General features: G+C 55.3%; 27 protein-coding genes, 1 tRNA gene and 1 pseudogene. 17 read left to right on the plus strand and 12 right to left on the minus strand.

Features of this window, described 5'->3' with window-relative positions:
- Positions 1-9: 9 nt before the first annotated feature.
- From EI185_RS01260 to ispH (EI185_RS01295), 8 genes are read left to right on the plus strand one after another with little or no spacing between them, the layout of a single operon-like run.
- Positions 10-264 carry a type II toxin-antitoxin system Phd/YefM family antitoxin gene (locus EI185_RS01260; RefSeq protein WP_124703311.1) on the plus strand — a complete coding sequence of 85 codons (255 nt, stop codon included), beginning with the start codon at positions 10-12 and terminating at the stop codon, positions 262-264.
- Positions 257-520, plus strand: coding sequence for a Txe/YoeB family addiction module toxin (locus tag EI185_RS01265; protein ID WP_124703312.1), 264 nt, complete (start codon positions 257-259; stop codon positions 518-520). Before EI185_RS01260 ends, EI185_RS01265 begins: the two co-directional genes overlap by 8 nt.
- 39 nt (positions 521-559) lie before the next feature.
- Positions 560-3,331 carry an isoleucine--tRNA ligase gene (ileS, locus tag EI185_RS01270; protein ID WP_124703313.1) on the plus strand — a complete coding sequence of 924 codons (2,772 nt, stop codon included), beginning with the start codon at positions 560-562 and terminating at the stop codon, positions 3,329-3,331.
- Positions 3,324-3,794: a signal peptidase II gene (lspA, locus tag EI185_RS01275; protein ID WP_124703314.1), complete on the plus strand. Its 471-nt coding sequence runs from the start codon at positions 3,324-3,326 to the stop codon at positions 3,792-3,794. The genes ileS and lspA overlap by 8 nt, the downstream gene beginning before the upstream one ends.
- A complete protein-coding gene (locus EI185_RS01280) occupies positions 3,791-4,246 on the plus strand; it encodes an FKBP-type peptidyl-prolyl cis-trans isomerase (protein ID WP_124703315.1) in 456 nt (151 codons plus the stop codon). The genes lspA and EI185_RS01280 overlap by 4 nt, the downstream gene beginning before the upstream one ends.
- 59 nt (positions 4,247-4,305) lie before the next feature.
- A complete protein-coding gene (locus EI185_RS01285; protein ID WP_124703316.1) occupies positions 4,306-4,566 on the plus strand; it encodes a type II toxin-antitoxin system prevent-host-death family antitoxin in 261 nt (86 codons plus the stop codon).
- Positions 4,556-4,810: a Txe/YoeB family addiction module toxin gene (locus tag EI185_RS01290; RefSeq protein ID WP_124703317.1), complete on the plus strand. Its 255-nt coding sequence runs from the start codon at positions 4,556-4,558 to the stop codon at positions 4,808-4,810. Before EI185_RS01285 ends, EI185_RS01290 begins: the two co-directional genes overlap by 11 nt.
- Positions 4,811-4,830: 20 nt before the next feature.
- A complete protein-coding gene (gene ispH / locus EI185_RS01295; protein WP_124703318.1) occupies positions 4,831-5,778 on the plus strand; it encodes a 4-hydroxy-3-methylbut-2-enyl diphosphate reductase in 948 nt (315 codons plus the stop codon).
- Between the two features lie 57 nt (positions 5,779-5,835).
- Here the strand turns inward: ispH (EI185_RS01295) and EI185_RS01300 are convergent, their stop codons facing one another.
- Positions 5,836-6,261 carry a type II toxin-antitoxin system VapC family toxin gene (locus EI185_RS01300; RefSeq protein WP_124703319.1) on the minus strand — a complete coding sequence of 142 codons (426 nt, stop codon included), beginning with the start codon at positions 6,259-6,261 and terminating at the stop codon, positions 5,836-5,838.
- A 1-nt stretch (position 6,262) separates the two neighbouring features.
- Complete coding sequence (locus EI185_RS01305) at positions 6,263-6,496, minus strand: antitoxin (RefSeq protein ID WP_124703320.1); 234 nt, start codon at positions 6,494-6,496, stop codon at positions 6,263-6,265.
- A 75-nt stretch (positions 6,497-6,571) separates the two neighbouring features.
- Between EI185_RS01305 and ispH (EI185_RS01310) the strand changes: the two are divergent.
- A pseudogene (gene ispH / locus EI185_RS01310) lies at positions 6,572-6,865 on the plus strand (4-hydroxy-3-methylbut-2-enyl diphosphate reductase); the annotation flags it as partial.
- 212 nt (positions 6,866-7,077) lie between these two features.
- On the opposite strand, the gene EI185_RS01315 reads toward ispH (EI185_RS01310), so the two are convergent.
- From EI185_RS01315 to EI185_RS01345, 7 genes are read right to left on the minus strand one after another with little or no spacing between them, the layout of a single operon-like run.
- Complete coding sequence (locus tag EI185_RS01315; RefSeq protein WP_124703322.1) at positions 7,078-7,530, minus strand: type IV pilin protein; 453 nt, start codon at positions 7,528-7,530, stop codon at positions 7,078-7,080.
- Positions 7,531-7,564: 34 nt separating this feature from the next.
- Positions 7,565-7,894 (minus strand): hypothetical protein, encoded by a 330-nt coding sequence (locus EI185_RS01320; RefSeq protein WP_124703323.1) that lies wholly within the window; start codon positions 7,892-7,894, stop codon positions 7,565-7,567.
- A gap of 16 nt (positions 7,895-7,910) precedes the next feature.
- Positions 7,911-11,375, minus strand: a complete 3,465-nt coding sequence (locus tag EI185_RS01325) for a pilus assembly protein (protein WP_189836226.1) — start codon at positions 11,373-11,375, stop codon at positions 7,911-7,913.
- 40 nt (positions 11,376-11,415) lie between these two features.
- The gene (locus tag EI185_RS01330; protein ID WP_124703325.1) at positions 11,416-11,994 is read right to left on the minus strand and encodes a pilus assembly PilX family protein; all 579 of its coding nucleotides are present in this window, start codon (positions 11,992-11,994) and stop codon (positions 11,416-11,418) included.
- On the minus strand, positions 11,994-13,025 hold the full coding sequence (locus EI185_RS01335; protein WP_124703326.1) for a PilW family protein: 1,032 nt from the start codon (positions 13,023-13,025) through the stop codon (positions 11,994-11,996). The genes EI185_RS01330 and EI185_RS01335 overlap by 1 nt, the downstream gene beginning before the upstream one ends.
- Entirely contained in the window at positions 13,022-13,501 is a 480-nt protein-coding gene (gene pilV / locus EI185_RS01340) for a type IV pilus modification protein PilV (protein ID WP_124703327.1), read from the minus strand. The genes EI185_RS01335 and pilV overlap by 4 nt, the downstream gene beginning before the upstream one ends.
- Before the next feature lie 9 nt (positions 13,502-13,510).
- Entirely contained in the window at positions 13,511-14,107 is a 597-nt protein-coding gene (locus EI185_RS01345; RefSeq protein ID WP_124703328.1) for a GspH/FimT family pseudopilin, read from the minus strand.
- 119 nt (positions 14,108-14,226) lie between these two features.
- Here EI185_RS01345 and thiO point away from each other — a divergent pair, with 119 nt between their 5' ends.
- Together thiO and EI185_RS01355 are read left to right on the plus strand one after the other, a co-directional pair.
- Positions 14,227-15,303, plus strand: coding sequence for a glycine oxidase ThiO (thiO, locus tag EI185_RS01350; protein WP_124703329.1), 1,077 nt, complete (start codon positions 14,227-14,229; stop codon positions 15,301-15,303).
- The gene (locus EI185_RS01355; RefSeq protein WP_124703330.1) at positions 15,300-16,445 is read left to right on the plus strand and encodes a glycosyltransferase family 4 protein; all 1,146 of its coding nucleotides are present in this window, start codon (positions 15,300-15,302) and stop codon (positions 16,443-16,445) included. Before thiO ends, EI185_RS01355 begins: the two co-directional genes overlap by 4 nt.
- Positions 16,446-16,615: 170 nt before the next feature.
- Here the strand turns inward: EI185_RS01355 and EI185_RS01360 are convergent.
- Positions 16,616-16,690: transfer RNA gene (locus EI185_RS01360), tRNA-Val, on the minus strand.
- A gap of 64 nt (positions 16,691-16,754) precedes the next feature.
- Here EI185_RS01360 and EI185_RS01365 point away from each other — a divergent pair.
- Positions 16,755-17,525: a pseudouridine synthase gene (locus EI185_RS01365; protein ID WP_223247602.1), complete on the plus strand. Its 771-nt coding sequence runs from the start codon at positions 16,755-16,757 to the stop codon at positions 17,523-17,525.
- Between the two features lie 31 nt (positions 17,526-17,556).
- On the opposite strand, the gene EI185_RS01370 is transcribed toward EI185_RS01365, so the two are convergent.
- Both EI185_RS01370 and orn read right to left on the minus strand, forming a co-directional pair.
- On the minus strand, positions 17,557-18,036 hold the full coding sequence (locus tag EI185_RS01370; RefSeq protein ID WP_223247603.1) for a retropepsin-like aspartic protease family protein: 480 nt from the start codon (positions 18,034-18,036) through the stop codon (positions 17,557-17,559).
- A gap of 38 nt (positions 18,037-18,074) precedes the next feature.
- Complete coding sequence (gene orn, locus EI185_RS01375; RefSeq protein WP_124703556.1) at positions 18,075-18,623, minus strand: oligoribonuclease; 549 nt, start codon at positions 18,621-18,623, stop codon at positions 18,075-18,077.
- Between the two features lie 46 nt (positions 18,624-18,669).
- Between orn and EI185_RS01380 the strand changes: the two genes are divergently transcribed.
- The 5 genes from EI185_RS01380 (at position 18,670) to EI185_RS01400 (ending at position 22,142) form a co-directional block, all read left to right on the plus strand.
- Positions 18,670-19,917 carry a M48 family metallopeptidase gene (locus EI185_RS01380; RefSeq protein ID WP_124703332.1) on the plus strand — a complete coding sequence of 416 codons (1,248 nt, stop codon included), beginning with the start codon at positions 18,670-18,672 and terminating at the stop codon, positions 19,915-19,917.
- A gap of 29 nt (positions 19,918-19,946) precedes the next feature.
- The gene (locus EI185_RS01385) at positions 19,947-20,252 is read left to right on the plus strand and encodes a cytochrome c (RefSeq protein WP_124703333.1); all 306 of its coding nucleotides are present in this window, start codon (positions 19,947-19,949) and stop codon (positions 20,250-20,252) included.
- Positions 20,253-20,258: 6 nt separating this feature from the next.
- A complete protein-coding gene (locus tag EI185_RS01390; protein ID WP_124703334.1) occupies positions 20,259-20,597 on the plus strand; it encodes a 4a-hydroxytetrahydrobiopterin dehydratase in 339 nt (112 codons plus the stop codon).
- 111 nt (positions 20,598-20,708) lie between these two features.
- A complete protein-coding gene (gene rsgA, locus EI185_RS01395; protein WP_223247604.1) occupies positions 20,709-21,587 on the plus strand; it encodes a ribosome small subunit-dependent GTPase A in 879 nt (292 codons plus the stop codon).
- Positions 21,588-21,638: 51 nt separating this feature from the next.
- Entirely contained in the window at positions 21,639-22,142 is a 504-nt protein-coding gene (locus EI185_RS01400) for a DsrE family protein (RefSeq protein WP_124703335.1), read from the plus strand.
- Positions 22,143-22,151: the final 9 nt, after the last annotated feature.

A 22,151-nucleotide genomic window follows, 5' to 3' on the forward strand; every position in this document is an offset into this window, starting at 1 on the left:
TATACTGCCATGCACATTATCAATTTCTCCGACGCGCGCAACAACCTCAAACGCGTGATCGACCAGGTTGTGGAAGACGCTGACTACGCCGTCATCACCCGTCGCGACGATGCCGACGCCGTGGTCATGTCGCTCGATACCTTCAATAGCCTGATGGAGACAGTTCACCTGCTGAAAACACCCGCCAACGCCGCACATCTCGCTCGTTCGATTGAGCAGTTGCGCAAGGGCAAAACCAAGTTGAAAGATCTGGTGGATGCCTGAACGGCTGGTATGGACAGCCGCCGCATGGGATGACTATCTCTATTGGCAAACTCAGGATCGAAAAGCGCTCAAACGCATCAATACGTTGACTCAGGATGCCATGCGCAATCCGTTCACCGGTATCGGCAAACCGGAACCGCTGAGGGAAAACCTGAGTGGATTCTGGTCACGCCGCATCGACGAGCAGAACCGGCTGGTTTATGCCGTGGACAACGCAGACCTGGCGATCGTGGCGTGCCGCTATCACTACGACTGAACTCCATTTACCATTTATGCCACCTCTGCAGCCAATCCAATGACTGACTATAAAAATACCCTGAACCTGCCCGATACGCCCTTCCCCATGCGCGGCGATCTCGCCAAACGCGAGCCGGGCTGGCTGGCCCAGTGGCGCGAGAAACAACGCTACCAGCAAATCCGCAAGGCCGCCGCCGGGCGCCCCAAATTCATCCTGCACGACGGCCCGCCCTACGCCAACGGCGACATCCACATCGGCCATGCGGTGAACAAAATCCTCAAGGACATCATCGTCAAGAGCAAGACCCTGGCCGGTTTCGACGCACCGTATGTGCCGGGCTGGGACTGCCACGGGCTGCCGATCGAATTGCAGGTGGAAAAACAGCACGGCAAGGCCATCCCCGCGGCGCGCTTCCGCGAGTTGTGCCGCGAATACGCCGCGACCCAGATCGAGCGCCAGAAGGCTGACTTCATCCGCCTCGGCGTGCTCGGCGACTGGGACCATCCCTACCGCACCATGGACTTCGCCTTCGAGGCCGGCATCATGCGCGAGCTCGGGCGCATCCTCGCCAACGGCTATCTCTATCAGGGCGCCAAGCCGGTGCACTGGTGCGTGGACTGCGGCTCTGCGCTGGCCGAGGCCGAGGTGGAATACGAGGACAAGACCTCGGCCACCATCGACGTGGCGTTTCAGGTCGCCGATAACGCGGATTTCGCGCAGCGGCTGGGCATGCCCAAACTCACCGGGCCGGTATATGCGGTGATCTGGACCACCACGCCGTGGACCTTGCCCGCCAACCAGGCGGTGTCGGTGCATCCGGATTTCATTTACGACCTGATCCTGACGCCGAAAGGCATCCTGATTCTGGCGCGCGACCTGGCGGAAGCATCGATCAAACGTTACGGCTTCGAATCCGTGGAAGTGCTCGGCCAGTGCAAGGGCAGCATGCTGGAGCACCTGCAACTGCGCCACCCTTTCCTCGACCGCAGCGTACCCGTCATCTGCGGCGAACACGTCACCCTGGAAGCCGGTACCGGCCTGGTGCACACCGCGCCGGCGCACGGCGTGGACGACTATCAGATCGGCTTGAAATATCACCTGGCAGTGGACAACCCGGTGGGCGATGACGGCAAGTTCTTCGACGGCATCCCGCTGGTAGGCGGACAGACGGTGTGGCAGGGCAACAAGACCGTGGTCGAAACCCTTGCCGCCAGCGGCCTGCTGCTCGCCAATGAAAAACTGCTGCACAGCTACCCGCACTGCTGGCGGCACAAGACGCCGATCATCTTCCGCGCCACGCATCAGTGGTTCATCGGCATGGACAAGACCGGCGCGGATGGCGTGAGCCTGCGCAACCACGCCATCGGCGCAGTGGACAATACCGCGTTCTTCCCGGCCTGGGGCCGCGCCCGCCTGGAAGCCATGATGAAAAACCGCCCCGACTGGTGCGTGTCGCGCCAGCGCAACTGGGGCGTGCCAATGCCGCTGTTCGTGCACAAGGAAAGCGGTGAGTTGCACCCGCGCACCGCAGAGCTGATCGAAGCCGCGGCGCAACGCGTGGAGCAGACCGGCATCGAAGCCTGGTTCAGCCTCGACCCCGCTGAACTGCTTGGCGATGAGGCCAGCGAGTACAAGAAAATCACCGACACGCTGGACGTGTGGTTCGATTCCGGCGTAACACACGCCTGCGTGCTCAAGCAGCGTCCCGAACTCGCCTACCCTGCCGATCTGTACCTGGAAGGCTCGGACCAGCATCGCGGCTGGTTCCAGTCCAGCCTGCTCACCGGCTGCGCGACTGACGGTCGTGCGCCCTACCATGCCCTGCTCACCCACGGCTTCGTGGTGGATGCCAAGGGTCACAAGATGAGCAAGTCCAAGGGCAATGTGGTCGCCCCGCAAAAAATCATGGACACCTACGGCGCCGACATCCTGCGCCTGTGGGTGGCGTCCACCGACTATTCCGGCGAACTGACTATCTCCGACGAGATCCTCAAGCGCGTGGCCGACGCCTACCGCCGCATCCGCAACACGCTGCGCTTCCTGCTCGCCAACCTGGCCGATTTCGATCCGGCCCGGGATACCCTGCCGGTGGACGACTGGCAGGAAATCGATCGTTACGCGATGGTGATGCTGGGCGAATTCCAGACTGAATTACTGGCGGCCTACGACCGATACGAATTCCACCATGCCGTGCAGCGCATGCACAATTTCTGCTCGGAAGACCTGGGCGGTTTTTACCTCGACATCCTCAAGGACCGGCTCTACACCACAGCCGCCGGCTCGCATGCGCGGCGCTCGGCACAAAATGCACTGCATCACATTACTCACGCGCTGGTGCGACTGATGGCGCCATACCTGAGCTTCACCGGCGAAGAAGTGTGGCAACTGCTGACGGCCGACGAGAACGACAGCATTTTCCTGCATCAGTGGCACAACCTGCCGGTGGCTACAGACGCGCCGCAACTGGCCGCCAAATGGCCGCTGATCCGCGCCACTCTGGCCGACGTGCGCAAGCATCTGGAAACCCTGCGCATCGCCGGCGATATCGGCTCCTCGCTGCAGGCTGAGGTGTCGATTCATGCCAGCGGTGAACAATACCAGGCGCTGGCCGATCTCGGCAACGACCTGCGCTTCGTGATGATTACCTCTGCCGCCACGGTGACGCAGGCCGCAGCCGCTTCCGTCAGCGCCGAACCCAGCACCCATACCAAATGCGAGCGCTGCTGGCACTATCGCAGCGATGTCGGCAGTCACGCCGATCATCCCGCCTTGTGTGGGCGTTGTTACAGCAATCTTTTCGGCCAGGGCGAGGACAGACAGCATGCCTAGACTCAAACAGGGACTCGTAGTGGCTGGATTGATCATTGCCCTCGACCAGCTCAGCAAATACGCGATTACGCACACCTTCATGCTCGGCGATTACCTCACCGTCACGCCATTTTTCGACCTGGTGCTTGCCCACAATACCGGCGCGGCGTTCAGCCTGTTTGCGGATCAGGCCGGCTGGCAGCGCGCATTTTTCATCAGCACTGCGCTGATCGCGTCTGCCATCATCATCTATCTGCTGCGGCGCGAATCCGGCAGCGTGCTGTTCAAGCTCGCGCTCAGCCTGATTCTGGGCGGCGCCCTCGGCAACCTGATCGACCGCATTCTGAACGGCTACGTGGTGGATTTCCTGTCCTTCCATATCCAGCAGCACTACTGGCCGGCGTTCAACGTGGCCGATTCCGCCATCACCATCGGTGCGCTGCTACTGGTCTGGGACAGCCTGAAAAAACCGCGCAAGCCATGAGCGACGGGATGCGGCAGATTGAGCCTGGCGACACGCTCACCCTGCATTTTGCCCTGCGGGTAAATGGGGGTGTTGAAGTAGACAGCAGCTTTGACGACGCACCCATTACGCTGACGCTCGGTGACGGTACCCTGATGCCGAATCTGGAGCACTGGCTGATCGGCATTGCCCCCGGCGAACGCCATGTGTTCCAGCTTGATCCCATGCAAGCCTTCGGCGAATATAATGCCGAGCTTGTGCAAACGCTAGCGCTTAGCGACTTTTCCCCTGACAAGCTTCCACAGACCGATAGCGTAATTGAATTCAGCCTGCCCAACGGCAGCACCCTGGCCGGACGCATCCTGACGCTGACGGACACTCACGCCAGCGTGGATTTCAACCACCTGCTGGCGGGCTTGCCGATCGAATTTGAGGTTGAAGTCGTCGAGATTTGCCGTCAACCCGGAGATTGACACGCCGCCGGGAAAAAGTTATTGTACAAATATCAGTACAATAACTTTTTGAGCCAAAAATGGATGCCATCAGCTACAGCTACACGCGCCAGCACTTTGCCGATGTGATGGACAAAGTGAATGACGATTGCGCGCCGGTTCTGGTGACGCGCCAGAATGGCAAACCGGTAGTGATGATGTCCCTCGCGGATTTCAACGCACTGGAAGAAACGGCATATTTGCTGCGCAGTCCGGAAAACGCGCGCCGCCTGATGGCTGCAGTGGATGAATTAAGAAGTGGCGCGGGCGTCAAACGCGAGCTGCTACCCGATGCAGATTAAGTTTGCCGAACAAGGATGGCAGGATTACCTCTACTGGCAGCAAACAGATAAAGCAGCGCTCAAGCGGATCAATGCGCTCATCCATGACATCGTGCGCTCACCTTTCGATGGCATCGGAAAGCCCGAACCGCTACGCCACAACCTGGCTGGATTCTGGTCACGCAGGATTAACGATGAGCATCGTCTGGTTTATGCAATCGAGGATGGCTGCCTGCTGATCGCCCAATGCCGCTATCATTACTAACCATTTCCGGGCAGACCCCCATGACCACCCAAACCCAAATCCTTCTCGCCAACCCCCGCGGCTTTTGCGCCGGGGTGGATCGCGCCATTGAAATCGTCGAGCGTGCACTGGAACGCTTCGGCGCCCCTATCTACGTGCGCCACGAAGTCGTGCACAACAAATTCGTGGTCGATGACCTCAAGGCCAAGGGTGCGATCTTCATTGAAGACCTGGCGGAAGTACCCGCCGGCAGCACGCTGATCTACAGCGCCCACGGCGTCTCCCAGGAAGTGCGGCGTGAAGCCGGGGCACGCGGCCTGAAGGTATTCGATGCCACCTGCCCTCTGGTCACCAAAGTCCACATCGAAGTCGCTAAAATGCGCGAAAAGGATCTGGAAATTATCATGATCGGCCACAAGGGCCACCCCGAGGTGGAAGGCACCATGGGGCAATCGGCGGGCGGCATGTACCTGGTGGAAACGCCGGAAGACGTGGCGAAACTGGAAGTGAAAGACGCAGATAAACTTGCCTTCGTCACCCAGACCACCCTCTCGATAGACGACGCCGCGCGCGTGATTGCAGCGCTCAAGGCACGTTTCCCCGCCATCGTCGGCCCGAAAAAAGACGACATCTGCTACGCCACGCAAAATCGCCAGGACGCGGTCAAGGCGCTGGCAGCGCAATGCGACTTGGTCATCGTAGTGGGTTCACCGAACAGCTCCAACTCCAACCGCCTGCGCGAAGTGGCGCAAAATCTGGGAGTGGATGCCTATATGGTGGATAACGCTGGAGAGTTGAAAGAGGAATGGCTGGCGGATAAAACACGAATTGGCGTCACAGCAGGCGCCTCCGCACCGGATGTGCTGGTTCAGGAAGTCATCGCCCGGCTTAAATCATTGGGCGCCGACGATGTAACGGAGTTGAGCGGCACTGCCGAAAGCGTGGTGTTTCCGTTGCCGAAGGGGCTGATTCAGCTGGTGTCAATTTAGCCCCTCCCCTATGCATCTCCCACTCCATGGCCGGGATGCATACAGATTAATGCCGTATCAATCAGCCCCAGTCAACGGCTCCAGCCAATTCTCGACCCCGAGGCCGGCAACTCGGGTAAATTCACCCATGTTATCCGTCACCAATGTAAGCTCCAGCGACAGCGTGTGGGCTGCGATCAGATAGTCGTTCGCGCCGATTGGCGTACCAAGCTTCTCCAGTGCCGAGCGTACCTCGGCGTATTTCTCGTCAGCCCCAGTTTCGAGCGGCAGCACCTCAATCGCGGACAGCAACTGCTCAATCTTGCTTGACAAGATTTGAGACCCCTTCTTTGCCGCACCGTAGCGCAACTCACAGGCGACCACGACACTGGTGCAAATTGCGTCTTCACCGACTGCATTGATTCGGCTGGCTACAACCCCAGACGGTTGCTTGAGAAGGCTACTCAGGATGTTGGTATCAAGCAGATAGCGATAGCCTGCCATTTCAGAGTTCCACAGGTTCGGCAGGCAAATCCTCGACAGCGGGGAAATTCTCTTCCATCGGCTCCCATCCGGCGAGCAATCCCAGCAGCGAACGGCGCGTGAGCGGTTCAATGATCAAGCGATCCCCTTCTTTGCGGATGATGGCTTCCGTACCCGACAGTTCGAACTCGCGGGGAATGCGTATCGCCTGGTTGCGACCGTTTTTGAATAGACGTACATGACGTTCGGTTAACATGGTGGCCTCCTTGCTGGGACAATGTGGCATATACTCTGGCATATACTACCAAGCAGACACCTTTACGGCAATACCGTGGTCGGCTCCCCCAACAGCTCAAACTCCAACCGCCTGCGCGAAGTGGCGCAAAATCTGGGCGTGGATGCCTATATGGTGGATAACGCCACGGAATTGAAAACGGAATGGCTGGCGGATAAAACCCGAATTGGCGTCACAGCAGGCGCCTCCGCACCGGATGTGTTGGTGCAGGAAGTCATCACCCGGCTTAAATCATTAGGCGCAGACGATGTAACGGAGTTGAGCGGCACTGCCGAGAGCGTGGTGTTTCCGTTGCCGAAGGGGTTGATTCAGCAAAGCCAGCTTACGTAGGAATCCTTGCGCCCTCTTGCGCTGTCCATGTTCGGGCGGCGATTTTTCTATGTGTGGTGGCTGCAGCTTCGCATCCGAGGTTCTGATGCGTGAAACCATCATACAAATAAGAAAATCGGGCAAAGAGTTGTTAACCGAACTCCCTGGCGCAGAGAAAAGTATAAACTTTTCACGACCCAAGTGACTTGCCACAACTCACTAATTGTCTCGGCTCATTTGCTCCAGCAAGCGATCGATCCCAAACTACCTGATGCAGTTTTGGCTCCCGTGTTATCCAGGGAAAGATTGCCGCACGCATCACCCGACATAATACCGGTAGGTAGTGCTTGCAAAGTATATGTGTTGGTACCCGAAGCGGAAATACTCAACGTGTATTTTGCTGTGCCTGTCTTGGGCGATTGGGTATAAGGCAAGGTAGGATTGCTGCCCCCGGGCGTATAGGTCCCATTTTCAGTATAAGTACGCTCCATGAACTGGCTAAGTTCGGTAAGCGCACCCTTAGCGTCGCCTCTTGCTGCTCGCTGAACGTAACTTGTGTATGAGGGGTAGGCAATCGCGGCTAGTAAGCCCACGATAGCCACCACAACCATGAGTTCTATCAGCGTAAACCCGCCATTATGGGAAAACACTCGAACGGGATTTTTAATTTCTTTTCGGGTAAGCATGTCCATCTCCAGCACTTGGTTAGACTGCCCGATATCAATTTATACGTATCTGTATCAGCTGGCGACCGCCATTGCCAGGGGGTTGCTGATAAATAATATCAACCTGTTCCCCCGCTTTGGGTAAGGTTCCATTGAGCACTACTAGCCTGGAATCATAGTGATAGCTGACATTACCGATCACCATGATCATGGTGGCGGAATCCACTCGTTCCACTTTTCCGCTCAATTTCTTGGCTTCAGGTGCTCGGTAAGACTTGGCACTGTCTACAGGAATTTTTCCCAAGGCACCCGTCGTGCTCGCCGCAATCATCCCCGACTGAAGCATCAACAACCCCGACATCAAAATCTGCGGTAGATATTTCATGACTGTCTCCTCGTCATTATTGAATCAACTCATGCCAAGATACGCGTCCATTTGCACCCGATGCGCCAAGGTTCAGTACTTGGCTCATTGATCCATTAGATTGGTTCATGAGCTTATTCATATACTTCTTGGGCTTGTTGCTCTTAAGCGACTGTATTGACACGCCGGAAGGTATCGAATCTATCATCAAGCCTCCTGCTGCAACTGACCCACCACCATAAGTGAGATTGTCGCTTGAATCAATCGAACCATTACCATTCGTATCGAACGGACTGCCCGCCAAACGTCCCCCTGTTGCAGCATCGAGTTCCATTAGCGCGCCTGTACCACCCGCCGAACAGGCCCCGGTTGAAGGTATCAGCGTGGTAAAAATTATGCGTTTGTCGTACAACACCGGGTCGGTCACAACCCGCTCGCCAGAAGTCAGATCCATATACCAGCCGTCAGGCGTGCTTACATTGGCTGGGTTTTGCGAGGTAATACGGTAAGTGTTGGTACCTACAATTTGCGTACCAAGTATGCTCTGTTGAATTAGCGTGCTACGCGAAGCAACTATGGCACCCGCATCGCGTATTCCGTAGAAACTACCTCCGGGTGTAGTGGAGGTAATATCGCTTACTTCCAGATATTTTCCCGTGCCGAAATACACCATCAAGTTATTGGTATTACTCGGGTCAAATCCGACATCCGGCGCATCGGTGATCGGTTGCGGGTTATTGGACGCATCCAGTGCGGTGAACAAGGGTTTGGGGCTCCCCACGCTTCCATAAGCAATTTTCCATGAACTGGGGTTGGTGCTGGTCAGGTCAAACTTCCACATGTTCCCGCGCAAATCCCCGGCGTACACATAATCAGCCACACGATCGCCGTTGACATCAATCACAGCGGGGGTTGCTAGCCCATTGGGGGTTGTGGTGCTGCCCACCGGAAGGGTAAATTTTTTGACCAGACTACCCGTTTCCAGATCAACGATATACAGCGCTGCGTAACCTGTGGTACTAGCATGGCCATCCGCATCAGTATTGTTATAACCATTGCCGAAGATTGCCACCCATTCACCATTATTCAACTTCACAATAGCTGGCTGGCTGAAGGAATAGCCCATGTCAGAATCGTTCAGGTCATTAAATTCCCAGCGCACAATGCTTGCTGCATTTGCTTCAGAAAAGTTAGCGGGATCGGTGACGTCCAGCGCAAAGAAACCCTGCCCGCCAGCCGCCAGCCCGCTGACCAGAACTGAGCGCCATTCCGGCGATGCGGCGAGTGCGCCGCTTGTTGTGCGTTTTTTGATAAACGCATCTCCGGCGCTTGGGGAGCCATCCACAAAATAGCGATGACCATAGCTGGTTGCGGTCAACTGGGTCAGATTTGCGTAAACAGAGGCCGGTATATAGGCCAGTTTTTCCTGCCCCGTGGCCTCGTCAAACCCATGCAACATACCGTCATTCGCTCCGGCGTAGATCATGCCAGGACGAGTTGCATAGGCCGTGCGAAACGCCGAATACATGCTTGTTTCAAAATCATCCGGGTAATTGAATACCGGCGCACCGACATAGTAAGGGGCAGAGTGGACAATATCGCCCAATTTGCTGGTGTTACGCGGGCGGAAATTAAGACCGGTGCCCTCGTTGGCCGCACTGCCACGAATATAGTCCAGCCGGGCTGCGCCATTGGTATCGACCACATTGCTCGGACTGGTGTTTAAAGCCAGAACCTGAGCAGGATCCAGTTCTGTTGCACTCGGCGAACTCGGTACTACAGGCCACCGGAACGCAATACCCAAACCAGTCGAAGGCTTGATAGTGAGTATTTTTCGACCGGTATCGTAATTCTGGCCATTGATAGCCTGCCCCGCATCCCAGGCTATTGGTGTCTGGATAATATTGCCCGCGCTATCCAGATTGTAAGCGATCAGCTGACCAGACCAGTCGGCACTACTGAACTTGGCCTGGAATACTTTTTGACTGCTGCTGGCACTTCCCGAATTAAGCGATACCGAAGAAGCCGCCCCGGTTTTAGACAGGATGTCAGAAAAAATCGTGTTGAGCGCAGTCGTCAAAGAGCTGGAATCGGTTGCTGAATAGGCCGTGCCTGTGCCACCTGCACTTGCAATGGTATTGAGTTGCGATGGATTGGTGCCGTAGGGCATGGCGAAGCCCACGATGTAGGTTTCCACCTTCGCCGGGCTACTCAGCAAATTTCCTGCAGCCGTGGCCGCATTGGTCAGTGCTGCACTTACCCCACTAGGCTGAATCGGGTTGCCATTCTTGTCCACGGACGGCAAGCCGTTGGTAATGAACACATTGAAATTCTTGCCGCAGGAATTGGGCAAAGCGGAAGCAGGCCCCCCGTTCTGACTAGCCAAGCTTGCCGGGGTATTGAAGTAGGTCTGCGTTGTTACTAATGTCCCTTCAATTGCGGTCAACCCTGCATTCTGCAATGGATAAGCGGGATCAGTAGGCTTGTTGGAGACAAACTGGGAAGTACCCAGCTTGGTATTCATTTTCCCCGCCTGCGTGGCGTCAAGAAAGCTGATAGGCACGTGCAGATAGCCGCCGCCGGGCGAGGCATTGGAGAACCAGGTCGGGCCAACATAGAAATAGGGATTGAAACGGCCAAAATCGCTGATACCCTGGGCCAGATCGCTGTCCGTCGGATACACATAATATGCGCCATTGAATCCGCTGTAGCCCGCCGAACTTTCGGTTGCCGTCACCGTGTTATTGCAATAGCTACCGCAAGAAATGGAATGAGGTGCTGGTGCAGGGCCTGGTGGGGTGGGTAAAGTATCGGTAGTCCCAGTGTAATTGCTAAAACAGCGGTAGTAATCCCATGGGCCATCCTGGGAACCTGCGTTCCAGTCGACATTGCTGCCGTCGAAATAATACTCGCCATTGGTGAAGTTATGAGAAGCATCCGCCGTAGTTGAATAGCAATACCCAGTGCCCAGATTAGAGCCAGCATAAAAAGGCGCCGCCACATTGTAGTAAATGTACTGGGTTGAACTACCCGGCTTCAGAATTCGGAATTTTTTGGTGAGTGAATCCCTTGATCCGGTAAAACCCGAATTGTAATTCGTCGGATCGTAACTCGCATCGTAGGGTGAGTTATGTAGCGCAAATAACGAGACTGCATTTCCGCCGCTGGTGTACTGCTGAAAAGCCATCAACCCCATGTTGAGTTTGGTGGTGTAGTTGGAGATCAGCGTCTTCGCTACACCCCGGGCAATTTCTGATTTGCTGAGTGGACTTGCACTACCGCACAGGCCGCTAACACAGGCAGCGGCAGAGCCGGTCGGATCCTCATCCATATTCTGTGCGTTGGTCAGCGTAATCAGAATATTCGGTATAGCGCTGGTGGTCAGAAACAATGGCGCCTGGCTCAGCGCAATCGAAGCGGCGTGAGCCGCCGGCACCACCACAGAACAGCCTGCATACAGCGCAAGCTGTAAACAGCGGCTTAGAAGTTTGGCTTGTGGCATCGACGTTATCATCGCGCGGCTCCTTGATTAACGGGTTGCATCATTGCTTGAGGTAAACACTTTGCAAAGTTGAACGGGACAGGACATTGCTACCCCAACCTACAGCTGTCACTCGAAAAGGCGTGACCAAGTTTGATGGGGTATTCGATTTCTGACTGCCGCTATCCGGCACAAAAGAGTTCATCATTTCGATCACATAGCGGGGTTGCTGCGCCACGCCGGTTATGCTGCTACTGATCAGCACAGTGTTGGTGCTGGAGGGAGCCCAACTGACGTTTTGCCATTGCGGCGTACCCGCTACCGGGGTGCAGGTTCCGCCGCTGTCGCAGAAAGTTGGGCGGCACAATCCATTGGTACACGCGTAATCCGCCGGGCTTGCCGTGTTTAGACTCGCCGCAACCACCGATTCCCCGTCTCTCAATGCGGCTTCCGCCGACTGGAAAGCAACGCTCTGATCCCTGAGGTTACCGGTCATTTTTTCCTGCAAGGTGGCCGACTGAAACGCGGCAACACCCAACAGCGTCAGTATCACCAAAAAAACCAGGCTGACGAACAAGGCAGCACCGCGCTGCACGACTAGTGGCCTTGGGAACTGAATAATTTCGCGAGTAGTTTTCATCAGATCACCCGATTACGTATTGTGACTAGGGCTGAGAATGCTCTGCGCAACCTGAAGTCGGTAGCAGTAACGGACACTCCTTTACAGTTAACGTAAGTCTGTTTTTTTGTGGTGACATTGTCGGCAGTGGACCGTACAAGGACACAAAGACGTACCGCTTTGATGTTTTTGTCTGTGGCAAGAACAGCACTATTTTGAAATTTGTCTGGCACGCCATCGTTGTCGGTATCATTGCCGTACTGTATTTGCATGTCCTCAACCCCCTCCACCAGTTCTTCTGCGGGGGAGGATGGGTAGTTCACCAGCCGATACAGGCTGGGCTGAGCGGGTGAGGCTGCATTATTCTTCAGGAAAAAACTGGTGGTGGCCAGACTAAAAACCTGGGCATCACTTTTATATATTTTCCCCAGATCCGATGTCGAATTGCCGGGACTGCCGGCGCCAGTACCGTGCGTCAATGTGCCCGAAGTATTTGGCGTCCCACTGGATATCTGCAAGGCCGCAGAGGAGTTGCAGTCTGACACCACCACCACGTCACCCGAATTCAGCCCATTGCCAGTTGCAATATGCAAAGCTGCGGAAGTGGTCGGCATGAATGGCGTGGTGACACTTGCGCCTGTGGATTGTGCAGCGCGTACCGTAATCGTATCGGCATCAATCAGCGGTGCCTGTGCCGAGATCGAACTATCGAGCGCGGGGCTCCAGGCGCCTGGACCGGTGTTATCTGAACCATCCACAGCATTACCATAAGAAAATACATACCCATCTGGATTGAGTGTGTTCTTCATTTTTGTGATGTTACCCATGCACCCAACGTAGCCCGCCCCACGGATAGCCTGGCTTAAAAGCTGGATGGCATAACGTCCATTGCTGTCTACTTCCGATGCCGCGTCATTGGCTTTATAAGCACCTCGGCTACCGATATAAATCGACCCAACCGCCAAAACCACCACCAAACCTATGGTAATGGCGATCATCATTTCGATCAGCGTTAAACCTTGTTGGCCAGATTTCGTTGGGAAAGTATTCATGGAATTATCCGGGTCACAAATGATTTGGTTACGGTGCCATCCGCTGCCACACCGGGAGCGCCAGGGGTATCACGCTCAACCCAGCTGATCGTAATGGTATACACGTTACCGCTCTTGCTTACTGTGCCGGCACCGCTCGGCAGAAGTGCGGCATTGGCAGTATTCCAGGCAAATGCATCGTAGGTCGCCAGGTTTGTCGTTGAACAGAAAGTTGAAATGCAACCCGGATCAACTGGTGTACTGCTAATTGCATCATATTGGCCCGCCTGCCTGCCGACAAAATTGGCGCGCATCCGATCGGCCATATCGAATGCCTGTTGAGTCGCGATGGTACGGTACAGGCTGTTTTGATTGTTTTTTAAGGCGAGCGCCTGCAAACCAGCCAGCCCCAGCAGACCAATGGAAAGCACCAATATGGCAACCAGGACTTCAAGCAAACTAACTCCTGATTGTTTTGTTGATAACGAGCTATCCACACTATCTCCTTATGGGCAGGCTACTGCTGAGGGCTGACCATGCATGCGCCCCGTCGTCAACACCTGGATATCTCTACCAGCAACGCCAGAACCCGAGGTAGGGCAGAGCACAAATGTTCCAGGTGGTGTACCGCTGCCAGTGACTCGGGGTATTGAGTAATAAGTCAGGTAACTACCAAATGCAGCACCGCCATTCATACTCCAGCCTGCCGGCATCGCCGCATGTACCCGGATAATTGCCTCATTATCAGCGCTGCCACTGTTGTCTCGATCCAGACACGTGGCAGTATCGACTACCCCGTTGCTGTTACAATCCTCAAACACTATCCAGCCTTGAGCCCAGTCACCCGTAGTAGCGCATGAAGTTGCGTTCGCGCTTTTGCACAAAGTCACCGGACTATTACGCTTGATTGCCTCAGATCGGGCCAGATTCAATGCTGCCAAGAAATCATTGCTCTCCGTTGCAATCCTGCTACTAATCATGAAGCTCCTGTAGGAAGGCACGGCAACGGCTAACAATATAGCCGCCACCGCTATGGTGACCAGCAGCTCAATCAGCGTGAATCCGTGGTTGAATTGTCCGTTCATGATGTTTTCTTTTTTCACAGCCTGAATCCTAGACAGATGTTTCACAAGCCACCAGCGTCACCCGACGAGCGGCAGGTTTGTTAGAATGAACGGCCAAAAACGGCTTGTCTTGAGCCTCAAACCTTCATTCGTTCACTTTGAATCCGGACTTCCTCATCATCGGCGGTGGTGTCATCGGCTTATCCAGCGCACTCGAACTGGCGCGTGATGGCGCGCGCGTTACGGTGCTGGAGCGCGGCGTGGCTGGGGCGGAATCTTCCTGGGCGGGTGGCGGCATCTTGTCGCCATTGCTGCCATGGGACTACCCGGATGCGGTTTCCCGGCTGTGCAATCTGGGTGTCGAACTTTACCCGCACTGGTCGGCTGATCTGATATCCAACAGCGGCATAGACCCCGAATTTCAAGTCAGCGGGATGCTGGTGCTGCCGCCGGTGGACGAGATTTCCGCCGAACACTGGTGCGTGCAGCACGGCTGGCGCCATAGCTACGAACCCGCGCAACAGCGAGTACCTGGATTAGCGGGGAACAGCTCTGCGTTGTGGCTGCCGGATGTGGCGCAGGTGCGCAATCCGCGTCTGGTGCAGGCGCTGCGCGTTGCTGCCCTGGATGCCGGGATCAATCTGCTGGAGGGCGTTGAAGTCACGCGAGTTGCGCGCGCCAGTCCGGCACGCATTGATTATCTCGATACGTCACGGGGAAAACTACAGGCCAGCGCCTACATCGTAGCTGCCGGTGCCTGGAGCCAGTCGGTATTGGGTGAGATCGCGCCCCATTGGCCGATCAAGCCGATGCGCGGGCAGATGCTGCTGTTCAAGGCCGCTCCGGATCTGCTCCCGCATATCGTCTATCGCCAGAGCATTTATCTGATCCCGCGCCGGGACGGGCATATTCTGGCAGGCAGCACGGTGGAAGATGTGGGCTTTGACAAAAGCACCACCGAAACGGTCAGGCAAATGCTCTACAACGCCGCAACCGATATCCTGCCCACGCTACAGTCGGCACCGCTGGTGCAGCACTGGAGCGGACTGCGCCCCGGCTCGCCGGATAATATCCCGACCATAGGGCGCCACCCGCTGGTCGAAAATCTCTACGCCAACACCGGGCACTTTCGCTATGGCGTGACCATGGCACCCGCCAGTGCGCGGCTGCTGACGGATTTGATCGCAGGCAGGAAACCGGCGCTGGATATGACGGCATATCAGTGGACTCTTTGAACAACAAATCCCTCACCGTCCTGCAAGTCCTTCCGGCACTTCAGGGTGGCGGGGTAGAGCGCGGCACACTGGAAGTGGCGCGCCATCTGGTGCAGCACGGACATCGTGCGCTGGTGATGTCGGCGGGCGGGCGCATGGTGGCGCAACTGGAAGCGGAAGGCGCGACGCATTTCACCTGGCCGGTGGGCAAGAAATCGCTGTTTACGCTGCGCCTGGTGCCGCGCCTGCGGCGTTTTCTGCTTGAGCACGAGGTAGACATCCTGCATGTACGCTCGCGCATGCCGGCGTGGGTGGCTTATCTGGCCTGGCGCGGCATGGACCCGGCAACGCGGCCACGACTGGTGACCACCGTGCACGGGCTGTATTCGGTCAACCGCTACAGCAAGGTGATGCTGCAAGGCGAGCGCATTATCTCCGTTTCCAACACCATCCGCGACTACATCCTGCGCAACTATCCGGATACCGACGCCAGCCGCATCCAGGTCATTTACCGGGGCGTGGATGCGGCGGAATTTCCCTACGGCTACAGGCCTGCACCAGACTGGCTGGCCGCATGGCGCGCGCAGTACCCGCAACTGGCGGGCAAGCGCATCCTCACCCTGCCCGGCCGTCTGACCCGGCTGAAAGGCCACGAAGCCTTCATCGAACTCATCGCGCGCCTGAAACAACGCGGGCTGCCGGTACACGGGCTGATCGTGGGCGGCGAAGACCCCAGACGCGGGGCCTACGCACGCGAACTGCACCAGGCCGTGGCGGCGCGCGGGCTGGCTGGCGACATCACGTTTACCGGCCATCGCAGCGACATGCGCGAAGTGTTTGCGGTGTCGGAAATCGTGCTTTCGCTGTCCAGCAAACCGGAGTCATTTGGCCGCACAGTGCTGGAGGCGCTGCGGCTGGGCACGCCGGTGGTCGGGTATAATCACGGCGGCGTGGGGGAGATACTCGCGACCGCCTATCCGGCTGGGTTGGTTGAACTGGGCGATATGAACGCGCTGATCGAACGCGTTACTGGATTACTGGAGCAGCCAGTTGTGGTTGCCGATTCTGGGGCTTACCCTTTGGCGGCGATGCTGGAAAAAACCATGGCACTCTATTTAGATCTTGGCGGATTGGTAATCCCCCCACAAAAAAGAGGCGTTTGAAAGTAGAATTTTCTTAAATGAGATTTGAGGAATTTTTACATGAGGACATCCCGCTTTACCGACAGCCAGATCATGCAGATTTTGAAACAAGCAGAGGCTGGCAGCCCCGTCCCTGAAATAAACTCAACAAATATAGCAGTCTATTTTTAATGGTAACTAGTTGTATTATTTGGTGGGCGGTGCAAGGTTTGAACTTGCGACCCCTGCCGTGTGAAGGCAGTGCTCTACCACTGAGCTAACCGCCCAATAAGGCGCGCATTTAATCACAGCGGGCTTTTTCAGTCAAACAAATTGCGCGCATCTTACCCAGTGTCGCGTAAAATTCCGGCTTTTGAACTGGCCTGCATTGTGGACACCATTCGACTCTCCAAACTCATGTCTGAACGTGGTCTGTGCTCGCGACGCGAGGCGGATGTTTATATTGAACGCGGCTGGGTGAAGGTGGACGGCATACTGGTCAATGAACTGGGAAGCAAGGTATCGCCGGATTGCAGCATCGAGTTGGCCCGGCAAGCGCAGCACGAACAAGGCAGTCGGGTGACGATTTTGCTGAACAAGCCGGTGGGATTTGTGTCTGCCCAGGCGGAGGATGGCTACAAACCCGCTGCAACGCTGGTGACAGCACCCAATCATTATGCTGACGACCGCTCCGGGATACGTTTTTCCAACGAACACGCGCGCGGGCTGGCACCTGCCGGGCGTCTGGATATTGATTCCACGGGTTTGCTGGTGCTGACACAGGATGGACGGATTGCCAAACAGCTGATCGGTGATGATTCGAGCGTGGACAAGGAATATCTGGTGCGGGTGCAGGGAAAACTCAGTGCTGAAGGGCTCAAATTGCTCAACCACGGCTTGAAACTTGATGATGTGGCGCTGCGTCCGGCACGGGTAACCTGGCAAAACCAGGATCAATTGAGCTTTATCCTGCGCGAAGGAAAAAAGCGCCAGATTCGCCGCATGTGCGAATTGGTGGGGCTCAAGGTGGTGGGTTTGAAGCGCGTGCGCATCGGCAAAGTGAAACTGGGCGATTTGCCCGTCGGGCAGTGGCGTTATCTTGCGGCGGATGAGAAATTCTGAGTTTGGCCTGAAATAGCGTTCGACTATATGATCAAGTATGGCTCAGTGGCTTGAGCGTGAGTTCGGAGCCGCGCTGGGTGAATTCCATCTGCTTCAGGAAGCTCATCCCCAGCAATACCGTATTGTCATCCAGCCCTGTGGTAATCAATGCTGCCACATCATGCACCTCGATCGAACCCAGTCGCACCGTTTGCAAACGCGTCTGGTAGGCGCGCGTGGCGCCATTGGCAGTTTGTACGTTGACCGCGGAGCCGGCTACCAAAGCCAGTTTTTGTGCCAGCTGTGGCGACATGGCAACTCGCGTCGCTCCGGTGTCCACCAGAAACGTGACGGTCTGGCCATTGATTTTGCCTTGCGCCAGATAATGTCCATCCTGATTGCGTTGCAGGCGCACTTCACCGTGCTGGAGAGCCAGAACTTCGGCACGATTGGGGTTGGCATTGTGCGTCAGGCGCAGTTGAAAATACCAATAAGCACCGGCAAACAATAACGCCCAGGCGATTGTCAGCATGATGAGGCCGCCACGGCGATGCGGATTTTCGCCCATATTTACGCCAGATTGATGAAGTTGTCGCGATAAAATTTGAGTTCGACAATGGAATCGTAAATGTCGGCCAGTGCTTCGTGCTTGCTTTCCTTCACAAAGCCTTTGGCGACGGCGGGTTTCCAGCGCTTGACCAGCTCTTTGAGCGTGCTGACATCCAGATTACGATAGTGGAAGTAAGCTTCAAGATTGGGCATGTAGCGTGCGAGAAAACGGCGATCCTGACAGATCGAATTTCCGCACATGGGCGAAATACCTTTGCCTACGTACTGCGACAAAAACGCTATCATCTGGTTTTCCACTGCTGATTCATCCAGGGTAGATGCCTTGACCTTGTCAATCAGTCCGGAGCGTCCGTGCGTGCCCTTGTTCCAGCTATCCATGCCGTCCAGTACGGCGTCGGACTGATGTACCACCAGCACCGGCGCTTCGGCTACGGTGTTGAGCTGGGAGTCGGTGACTACCAGCGCCACTTCGATAATGCGGTCGCTGTCGGGGAGCAAACCGGACATTTCCATGTCTATCCAGACCAGGTTGTTGTTATCTTGAGCCATCATGTCCATTCAAAGTTGAAAAAGGCAATTGTGTCATAATCACACCATGAATACATTCACACTTATTTTCCTTGCTGCCCTGGCGATCAGTATATCGGTGCGGATTTGGCTGGCACAGCGTCATTTGCGTTATGTTGCGAGCCACCGGGACGCCGTGCCTGCTGCATTTTCTGACACCATCACGCTTACGCAACACCATAAGGCAGCTGACTACACGCTCGCCAAAACCCGTCTTTCATTCCTGCAAATCATGGTGGAAACATCATTATTACTGGCATTTACCTTGGGAGGCGGATTGCAGTGGCTGGATAACGCTTTGTCTGGCGTTTTCGCTTCGGAAATGACGCGCAATATTCTGCTTATTGGCAGCGTGATGGTGATAGCTGCCGCCATCGAATTGCCCCTGGATTTATACCGAAAATTTGTCATCGAAAACCGCTTCGGGTTTAACGCGCTGACACCTAAACGCTTTTTTATTGACTTGTTAATGCAGACCACGATTGGCGTGCTGCTTGGGCTACCCTTGCTGTTCGTCGTATTGTGGCTGATGCAGGCGGCAGGCAATTTATGGTGGCTCTATACCTGGCTGGTATGGGTAGGCTTCAATCTCACCCTGCTTGCCATCTATCCGACCTTCATTGCGCCATTGTTCAACCGTTTTGAGCCGATGGAAAATGGCACGCTCAAATCGCGCATAGAACAGTTATTGCAAAAATGCGGCTTTACCGCACAGGGCTTGTTCGTGATGGATGGCTCCAAACGCAGCAGTCATGGCAATGCCTACTTCACCGGCTTTGGCAAAACCAAGCGTATCGTATTGTTCGATACCCTGCTGAAACACCTGGAGGCGGATGAGGTAGAAGCCGTGCTCGCACATGAACTGGGCCATTTCAAGCGCCGCCATGTGGTCAAGCGCATGGCCTGGGTGTTTGCAGCCAGCTTGGTGTTTCTGTGGGTACTCAACTGGTTGATGACGCAAACCTGGTTTTTTAACGGCCTGAATGTAACAAGCCAGAACACCGGCATGGCGCTGGTACTGTTTTTTCTGGTATTGCCGGTATTCACCTTCCTGTTGCAACCGCTGAGCAGCCTGTATTCACGCAAACATGAGTTCGAAGCAGATCAGTATGCTGCGGTGCAAACGCAGGCACATAGCCTGATCAGTGCATTGATCAAATTATACCGGGATAACGCTTCTACCCTCACCCCGGACCCGCTCTATGCCATGTTCTATAATTCGCATCCGGATGCTCAACAGCGCATAGCGCGTTTGCAGATAGCCGTGCATAATTAACACAGATACTCTGTTTCAAAGGGCCTTACATGAAATCCATTCTTGCCGTTGCATTGTTAATTGCCACTGCTCCACTCTATGCTGCCCCGTTCGACAAGGGCGACCCGAAAATAGGAAAAACGCTGGTGGATAAATCCTGCTTGAGTTGCCATGCTTCGATGGTCGGCGGCGACGGCTCCAAAATCTATACCCGCGCCGATCGCAAGGTCAAAAACCCGCAGCAACTCGCAGCGCGCGTTGCTGCATGCAACGCCAATACCGGTGCCAACTGGTTTCCGCAGGATGAGTTGCATGTAGAGGCTTACCTGAACCAGGAATATTACAAGTTCAAGTAATACCACATGACCGACGCATGCGACCTCACCACTAAATCCTGCCTGCCTTGCGAGGGTGGCACACCTGCGCTGAGCCAGACGGAAATCTCCACGCTGTTGGCCCAACTGGACGGGTGGGAACAGAACGGCGTATTAATAGCAAAAACTTACCGCTTTAAAGACCACTATCAAGCCATGGCATTCGTGAATGCAGTGGCTTGGATATCCCACCGCGAAAATCATCATCCCGACATCCATCTCGGCTACAATCAGTGTCGCGTGGAATACACCACCCACGCGCTGAACGGCCTGTCTGAAAACGATTTCATCTGTGCTGCCAAGATCGACGCCCTGTTCCATCTGTAAGCCGCCCATCCTGAACGAGCGTTTCTGAAATATTAAGTCGCCACTTCTGCAACTATACCGTCAAGTGAAATAGAATACGGGCATGATCTACCCTGCCAGCCTCCCGCACTGATGACCAGCCCAATACCCATGCAGGGCCTGGTGACTGCCACCTTCGGCAGGCACTACCAGGTTGAAGCCGGGGACACACAGATCGAATGCGTATCGCGCGGTAAACGCAGCGGCATCGCCTGTGGCGATCGCGTGGTTTTTCTGCCGACCTCTCCCGGACAAGGCGTCATCGAATCGATACTCCCGCGCGACAATCTGTTGCATCGCTCGGTTGCGCATCGCAGCAAGCTGATCGCAGCGAACGTGTCGCGCATCGTCATCGTCGTCGCGCCGGTTCCCAGCTTTTATGATTTGCTCATCAACCGCTGCCTGGTTGCCGCCGAAGCCGCAGCCATCCCGGCACTCATCTGTTTGAATAAATACGACCTGGGGGAACCTGCGTATGCGGCTCAGCGCCGTCTTGAACCATATATAAAGCTGGGCTATCCGCTCCTGACGCTCTCTGCCCACCAAGACATCAGCGCGTTACGGCCTTATCTGTCAGGTCAAATCAGTGTCTTCGTAGGCCAATCCGGCATGGGCAAATCCAGCCTGATCAACGCGCTGGTACCTGAAGCACACACCACAGTCGGGGAGGTATCCGAAGCACTGGATTCAGGGCGCCACACCACCACCGGTGCACGCATGTACAAACTGGATGCATCGAGCAGATTGATTGATTCACCAGGCATGCAGGAGTTTGGATTAAACCACATCGAGCCTGGACAACTCGACCGGTATTTTGTCGAGTTTCGCCCATATATCGGTCATTGCCGATTCAGCAATTGTCGTCATCAACACGAGCCGGACTGTGCCGTGGCACAAGCAGTGGTTGCCGGGGATATTTCATCGGACCGCCTAACGGCTTATCGACAGATTTTAAGCAGCCTGAAACAGTAAAGCAGGATAGCGTCTATAAACAGATTATTCTCAATACAGGGAGAGATAATCATGAAAAGACGCCTGTTTATTGTTTCGCTCCTGGCGTGGCCGACATCTGCCTTGGCAGACGCTACTATCGTCAAAACTCCTTATAAGCCTGCCAGGGTCGTATTTGATTTTTTTCTGGATGATCCGCGGAAAATTGGCAGTGCGCTGTACTGGATACGCTCCCTGATGAACCCGTTGCTGGAAGATCCCTATGGTTATTCACCCGAGCAGCTGGATATCAAGGTAGTCATACACGGTACGGAAATTGTCACTGTCGCCAAAAAAAACGAAGCGAAATACAAAGACGCCGTGGACAGGATGCGCTACTACGCAAACCTGGGAGTGAGCTTCAAGGTTTGCAGCTATGCCGCCGAAGAATACGGCTATAGTGCGCGAGATTTCCAGGATTTTATCGAGATCGTTCCCAATGCCATCACTGAGTTGGTCCATTGGCAAATGCAGGGCTATGCGCTGATTACGCCAAATGTGCAGTACAAGAAATTTTCGATTGAGGCGATCCGTTGAGGGGGCAGC

The organism is Sulfuriferula multivorans (assembly GCF_003851125.1).
Classification (GTDB): domain Bacteria; phylum Pseudomonadota; class Gammaproteobacteria; order Burkholderiales; family Sulfuriferulaceae; genus Sulfuriferula; species Sulfuriferula multivorans.

Coding starts and splice junctions, on each gene's coding strand:
- EI185_RS01260 (WP_124703311.1), top strand. CDS start 10: ATGCACATTATCAATTTCTCCGACGCGCGCAACAACCTCAAACGCGTG.
- EI185_RS01265 (WP_124703312.1), top strand. CDS start 257: ATGCCTGAACGGCTGGTATGGACAGCCGCCGCATGGGATGACTATCTC.
- ileS (WP_124703313.1), top strand. CDS start 560: ATGACTGACTATAAAAATACCCTGAACCTGCCCGATACGCCCTTCCCC.
- lspA (WP_124703314.1), top strand. CDS start 3,324: ATGCCTAGACTCAAACAGGGACTCGTAGTGGCTGGATTGATCATTGCC.
- EI185_RS01280 (WP_124703315.1), top strand. CDS start 3,791: ATGAGCGACGGGATGCGGCAGATTGAGCCTGGCGACACGCTCACCCTG.
- EI185_RS01285 (WP_124703316.1), top strand. CDS start 4,306: ATGGATGCCATCAGCTACAGCTACACGCGCCAGCACTTTGCCGATGTG.
- EI185_RS01290 (WP_124703317.1), top strand. CDS start 4,556: ATGCAGATTAAGTTTGCCGAACAAGGATGGCAGGATTACCTCTACTGG.
- ispH (WP_124703318.1), top strand. CDS start 4,831: ATGACCACCCAAACCCAAATCCTTCTCGCCAACCCCCGCGGCTTTTGC.
- EI185_RS01300 (WP_124703319.1), bottom strand. CDS start 6,261: ATGGCAGGCTATCGCTATCTGCTTGATACCAACATCCTGAGTAGCCTT.
- EI185_RS01305 (WP_124703320.1), bottom strand. CDS start 6,496: ATGTTAACCGAACGTCATGTACGTCTATTCAAAAACGGTCGCAACCAG.
- EI185_RS01315 (WP_124703322.1), bottom strand. CDS start 7,530: ATGCTTACCCGAAAAGAAATTAAAAATCCCGTTCGAGTGTTTTCCCAT.
- EI185_RS01320 (WP_124703323.1), bottom strand. CDS start 7,894: ATGAAATATCTACCGCAGATTTTGATGTCGGGGTTGTTGATGCTTCAG.
- EI185_RS01325 (WP_189836226.1), bottom strand. CDS start 11,375: ATGCCACAAGCCAAACTTCTAAGCCGCTGTTTACAGCTTGCGCTGTAT.
- EI185_RS01330 (WP_124703325.1), bottom strand. CDS start 11,994: ATGAAAACTACTCGCGAAATTATTCAGTTCCCAAGGCCACTAGTCGTG.
- EI185_RS01335 (WP_124703326.1), bottom strand. CDS start 13,025: ATGAATACTTTCCCAACGAAATCTGGCCAACAAGGTTTAACGCTGATC.
- EI185_RS01370 (WP_223247603.1), bottom strand. CDS start 18,036: ATGCTGACAATCGCCTGGGCGTTATTGTTTGCCGGTGCTTATTGGTAT.
- orn (WP_124703556.1), bottom strand. CDS start 18,623: ATGGCTCAAGATAACAACAACCTGGTCTGGATAGACATGGAAATGTCC.
- EI185_RS01380 (WP_124703332.1), top strand. CDS start 18,670: ATGAATACATTCACACTTATTTTCCTTGCTGCCCTGGCGATCAGTATA.
- EI185_RS01385 (WP_124703333.1), top strand. CDS start 19,947: ATGAAATCCATTCTTGCCGTTGCATTGTTAATTGCCACTGCTCCACTC.
- EI185_RS01390 (WP_124703334.1), top strand. CDS start 20,259: ATGACCGACGCATGCGACCTCACCACTAAATCCTGCCTGCCTTGCGAG.
- rsgA (WP_223247604.1), top strand. CDS start 20,709: ATGACCAGCCCAATACCCATGCAGGGCCTGGTGACTGCCACCTTCGGC.
- EI185_RS01400 (WP_124703335.1), top strand. CDS start 21,639: ATGAAAAGACGCCTGTTTATTGTTTCGCTCCTGGCGTGGCCGACATCT.